The sequence below is a fragment of the uncultured Mailhella sp. genome (assembly GCF_944324575.1).
Taxonomy (GTDB): domain Bacteria; phylum Desulfobacterota; class Desulfovibrionia; order Desulfovibrionales; family Desulfovibrionaceae; genus Mailhella.
The window spans coordinates 1-5,660 of the sequence record NZ_CALUWV010000125.1; the positions used below are offsets into that span (position 1 = coordinate 1).

4 protein-coding genes are annotated in these 5,660 nt (G+C 54.5%); 2 read left to right on the forward strand and 2 right to left on the reverse strand.

Features of this window, described 5'->3' with window-relative positions; genetic code table 11:
- Together Q0J81_RS10300 and tsaA are read right to left on the reverse strand one after the other, a co-directional pair.
- The coding region (locus Q0J81_RS10300; protein WP_294447660.1) for a type I secretion system permease/ATPase at positions 1-2,041 on the reverse strand (2,041 nt) is incomplete at its 3' end.
- A gap of 632 nt (positions 2,042-2,673) precedes the next feature.
- Positions 2,674-3,351 carry a tRNA (N6-threonylcarbamoyladenosine(37)-N6)-methyltransferase TrmO gene (gene tsaA, locus Q0J81_RS10305; RefSeq protein WP_294447661.1) on the reverse strand — a complete coding sequence of 226 codons (678 nt, stop codon included), beginning with the start codon at positions 3,349-3,351 and terminating at the stop codon, positions 2,674-2,676.
- A 158-nt stretch (positions 3,352-3,509) separates the two neighbouring features.
- Here tsaA and Q0J81_RS10310 point away from each other — a divergent pair, with 158 nt between their 5' ends.
- Together Q0J81_RS10310 and uraA are read left to right on the forward strand one after the other, a co-directional pair.
- The gene (locus tag Q0J81_RS10310) at positions 3,510-4,151 is read left to right on the forward strand and encodes a flavodoxin family protein (protein ID WP_294447662.1); all 642 of its coding nucleotides are present in this window, start codon (positions 3,510-3,512) and stop codon (positions 4,149-4,151) included.
- 118 nt (positions 4,152-4,269) lie between these two features.
- Complete coding sequence (gene uraA, locus Q0J81_RS10315; RefSeq protein ID WP_294447663.1) at positions 4,270-5,520, forward strand: uracil permease; 1,251 nt, start codon at positions 4,270-4,272, stop codon at positions 5,518-5,520.
- The last annotated feature ends 140 nt before the right edge of the window (positions 5,521-5,660 follow it).

Sequence of the window (5,660 nt, forward strand, 5' to 3'; positions counted from 1 at the left end):
TGAGCACCTTTCCTCCATCCATGACTATGAGCCTGTTCACGATACGCAGCATGCTGAGCCGGTGTGTAATGAGAATGAGGGTCTTGTTTTTAACCACGGGGGCAAGGCGCTGCTGAACAATACGTTCGGACTCCACGTCCATATTGCTGGTGGGCTCGTCCAGAATAAGCACGTCGGGATCGCGCACCAGCGCCCGGGCAAGCCCCACGGCCTGCCGTTGTCCACCTGACAGATTGCGGCCCTGTTCGCCTACCTGAGCACCGAACCCGGAAGGATGCTTTCGTACGAAATCCGCAACTCCGGAAATGGCGGACGCTCGAAGAATGAGATGATCGTTGATGGTAGGATCGCCGAGAGCAATGTTGTCGCGTACTGTGCCGTAAAAAAGGATGACCTCCTGCGGCAGAAATCCCACGCGACTGCGCAGGTCGGCCGTGGCGAGCTGACTGATGTCCACGCCACCGAAGGAAACCGCCCCTTCCTTCGGCGGGTAAAGTCCGATAAGCAGTTTGCCAAGAGAGCTCTTGCCTGACCCCATCTTACCTATGATGCCCACCTTTTCTCCCGGACGGATACGCAAGGAGACATGATCGAGCGCAAGAGTCTGAGAACCGGGATAGGCAAAGCTTACGTTGTCCATGACGAATTCACTGGACAGCGCCCCGAAGTCCATGCACGCCGCCTGATCCTGATTTTCCGAGGGCAGCGCCATGAGCGTATCGAGAGCCTTGAGCGACACGCGGGAGTTCTGGAGTCTGGTAAGCAGGGACGCGAGCTGAAGCAGCGGAGCCATGATACGCCCCACAAGAATGTTGCAGCCGATGAGACCGCCCATGCTCATTTCTCCGGCTCCTATGCGGTAAACGCCCCATATGACCATGCCTACGGTAACAAGCTGCGTGGTGAAGGTGGCAAACGTTACAGCCCTCGTACTGTACTTGCGCGCTTCGTTGGAAGACTGTGCGGAAATACCTGCCACGGCTTCCCACAGACGCTGCATGCGACTTTCCGCCATACAGCCCTTGATGGTTTCCAGCCCGTTCACCATCTCCACGAGCAACGCGTTTTTCTGCATGTTGTGACGATAGCTTTTTTCAGCGCTCCTCCGGGCCAGTATTTGCAGGTAAACGCCAACGCCGAGAAGCACGGGCATGGCCAGAAGCGGCAGCAGAACAAGAGGCCCGCCGATAAACGCGAGCAGGACGAAAAAAAGCAGAAGAAACGGAATGTCGATGCAGGCGAGAAAAGTTGTGGAGCTGAAAAATTCACGCAGTGATTCAAACTCCCTGAGATTATTGACCAGCGCCCCCGTGGACTCCGGCTTGGCGTCCATGCGCATGGAAAGAACCTTATCTATAAGCTTGCTGGAAAGAACCACGTCGGCGTTGCGCCCGGCCAGGTCCACAAAGTGACTGCGCAGGCTGCGCAGCAAAAAATCGAACAGATAGGCAATGGTCACGCCCGCTGCCAGAACCCACAACGTTTCATAAGCATTGTTGGGAATGACTCTGTCGTACACGTTCATGACGAACAGCGAGCTGACTACGGCTATGACATTAACTACCACGCTGGCCAGAGCCACATGGCGGTAAATAGGCATATAGAAACGCAGCACATCCCAGAACCAGCGCTTTCCCTGCCTGAGCTTTACCGGTTCCGTCCTGGCATCGGCCCTGTTTTCCAGCGCCCCGAACACGACATAGCCGGAATACTGCTCTTCGAGCGTACTGCGTTCCATCTCCTGCACGCCGTCGCCAAGTTCCGGCAGAATAATTTTCACCTTGTCCTCATTAAACGACGTCAGCACGCAGGACGCATTGTCCTTCAAAAGCAGAATGCAGGGCAGTGTAAGAGGAGAAATGTCATCCAGCTTCGGGCGATACATCACCTTTCCCTTCAATCCAGCCCGTTCCGCCGCTCTCAGGCAGGCGCCGGCGCTGACCTTTTCCGAACCGGAAAGACCGGCAAGCAGGAACTGAGGGGAAACGTGCTTGCCCTTGAGCTGAATGAGGATGGAAAGACTCCTCAGCAGCGCAGGCATGAAGTCTACTTCCGAAGGTGAAAGTGGAGCCATTGCCGGAGAAGCCGAAGAAGAAACCGATGTTTGAGTCTCGCTCATGCTGCCTGCCCTCTCCGGCCATTTGGTGAGGATGGTCGAAGATTCTTTATATGTACCTGACCGGCGACCTGCCCCGCAATTTCAGCGTCAACGCTATGGAGGTCTCCGAGCCACGAACGGGTTTTACCATAAAATTCTTATTCTGCGAAGCTCGGAGACAAGGCTATTTTATCCTCTGTCCACGCCCTTATGGAATGAACATGGTCACAAAACAAAAGATGTCCGCTAAACGGAACTTTCTTGCGAAAAAGATCATCGGTTGTCTTTACGCAACGCACGATTTTTTATATTTATAAAACACCATAACTTCGTATTTTTTATGCAATATTTCTATAATATCATGTAATAAGTTATAATATATTTTATATAAAAATAAAAAAATACTCTATATTATTATTTATTACTTATAAAGTATACATATTAAAGTGAAAAATATATCGATTAATCGCATCATACATACAAAAGTCGCACTTTATAAAAAGACATTTTTTTAAATCCAGTATATTACGGCACAGGTACACGGCAAGAGTATCCTGTCCCGTTCTCTTATGAAATCAGGAAGAAAGAGGAACCACCTCCAAAACTTCGGCTACGCCGTTCCGCACGCAAAAGCGGATGTCATATCCGGCAAAAGGCATGCCATACACCCTTTCCGGGTCCCTATGATAGTGGGGACGCGGGTCTCTCTCCAGAATGCCCACAACGGCCGCCTGCTGCTCCGAACTGAACGGTACGCGCAGCGCTTCAGGAAACGTCACCTGCAACGTACGGTCTGCAAGACGTGTCGTGAATCCTCCCTGGGCATCAGGATGACAATCGGAATAGGGAACGTAGGGCTTGATGTCGAAAATAGGCGTACCGTCCATGAGATCCACACCGGACACGTATAGTTCCGGCCCCTCCGATCCGTGCAGCTCCACTCTTTCCAGACGCACACAGGAAAGCCCCATGAAATTGGGACGGAAAGGAGATCGCGTGGCGAACACGCCCATACGTATGTTGCCGCCCAGCCGAGGAGGCCTTACCGTGGGCGACCACTCGTCGCGCACAGCCTGCGAAAACTCCCAGATAAGCCAGATATGGGAAAAATCCTCCAGACCACGCAAGGCTTCGGGCTCCCGATACCTCGGCGTGAACACTATGCGCCCCTTCAGTGCCTCCACGAGGCCGCACTGACGGGGCACCCCGAACTTTGTCGGCAGATCCGTATGAATGTGAGCTATGGCTTCCATGAATTAAGCATACAGGAAGGCGTACATGCAGGCAAGTGAGGCCAGCCGGACCGGACACTTTCGGCTTGCATAGGAAAGCCATCCGCCCTATTCTAACGCGAATATGGCCTGAACCGGGTTCACGCCGCCACAACCACGTCAACCGCACGGGGAAAAACATGATACTTGCGCTCAACGGCAGTCCGAGAGTCAAGGGAAACACGGCTACCATGCTGCAGTCCGCTCTTGACGGAGCCGCCTCGGTCGGGAAGGAAACGAAGCTCGTCCAGCTTTACCGCCTGAACTACAAAGGATGCATCAGCTGCTTTTCCTGCAAGCTCAAGACCGGAATACACGGGCATTGCGCCATGAAGGACGACCTCTCTCCCATTCTTGAAATGATGGAGCAGGCCGATGCGCTCATCTTCGGCTCTCCCATCTACTATGGTGACGTCACGCCGGAAATGCTCGCCCTTGAGCACCGCTTTCTGTTCAGCCATATGCTTTACAACAGAGAAAAGCGCTGGGTGTTTCCCCGCCGAATTCCCTCGGCCTTCATCTACACCTTCGGTGTAACCGCAGATCAGACAGAAAGCGTCCTTTCGCCCTTTGCAGGCGTGCACGCCCGCATGGGCGACATGCTGGGTGTGGAAACAAAAGTATGCTGCAGCGCCAACGCCTGGCAGTTCAGCGACTACAGTCTTTACGAAGCTGACCGTTACGACCCGGTCGAAAAGAAAAAGTATCATGAAGAAATCTTCCCGGAAGACTGCCGCAAGGCTTTTGAACTGGGCCGCAGTCTGGCACTCATGGATCTGTAGACCTCCAATGCTTTTCCGCGGTTCTCCGCAAATGCCGTGACAGAACGGGAAATGCCCCCGTCCTGTCCCTCCCCGGGCGCGTGCGCCTTCAACACTCTTTTTCAACGAGGGTAGTACCTTGGAATATCACGTCATTCAGGTCGAGGAGCGACCGCCGCTTCTTCTCAACATTCCTCTGAGCATTCAGCATCTGTTCGCCATGTTCGGCTCCACCGTGCTCGTGCCCTTCCTGTTCCATGTGAATCCCACCACCTGCCTGTTCATGAACGGCATAGGAACGCTGCTGTATCTCGTGCTCACGAAGGGCAAAATTCCTTCCTACCTGGGATCGAGCTTCGCCTTCATCTCTCCCGTTCTCGCCATCATCGCGGCAAGCGGTTATTCTTCGGCACAGTCGGGATTCATCGTCTTCGGCCTTCTGTTCATTCTCTTCTCTCTGCTCATCAGAGCCGTGGGCACCAAATGGATAGACGTCATCTTCCCGCCTGCGGCCATGGGCTCCATCATCGCCGTCATCGGTCTTGAGCTTGCCCCCACCGCCGCGTCCATGGCCGGTCTCACGGGAGAAAACATCAACATGGACAACGTGCTGGTATCCATGTTCACACTCGTCGTCACGGTTGTCGGTTCCGTGGCGTTCAAGGGCTTCCTGGCCATCATTCCCGTGCTCTTCGGTGTCATATGCGGCTATGTGTTCGCCTTCTTCATGGGGATGGTGGACCTTACCCCGGTCATCGAAGCCCCCTGGTTTCAGGTGCCGCATTTCTACGCCCCCACCTTCGACCTCAACGCCATCATCGTCATTGCGCCCGCCGCACTCGTGGTGCTGGCCGAACACATCGGCCATCTGCTCGTCACCGGCAACGTGGTAGGACGCGATCTCATCAAGGATCCCGGACTTTCACGTTCACTTTTTGCCGACGGCTGTTCCAACATTCTTTCCGGCTTCTTCGGCGCCACGCCCAACACCACCTACGGTGAAAACATCGGCGTCATGGCCATCACCCGAGTCTACAGTGTGTGGGTTCTCGGAGGCGCGGCCGTCATGGCCATTCTGCTTTCCTTTGTGGGCAAACTCTCCGAGCTCATCCGCGGCATTCCCGTGCCTGTCATGGGGGGCGTGTGCCTGCTGCTCTTCGGCGTGATCGCCGCGTCAGGTCTGCGCGTGCTTGTCGAACGCAAGGTCGATTACAGCAAGTCCTCAAATCTTGTCATGACCTCGGTCATCATGATTATAGGTCTGAGCGGTGCCAAGCTGTCCTTCGGCTCTTTCACCATTCAGGGCATGGTGCTCGCCACCATCATCGCCATCATTCTGAGCCTGGCATTCAAGCTGTTCGATCATTTCCACCTTCTGCGCAAGGACTGATGTTTCCCCTTTGCCTGATGCATACTCTGCCCGCCCTTCCGAACGACGGGCACAGCTCACCATAATGGGGCCCCACCGGCATAGCCGGTGGTTCCTCTTATGCGCCTGTAAGGCTTTCTTACCAGCCGCGCCCTAGCAGG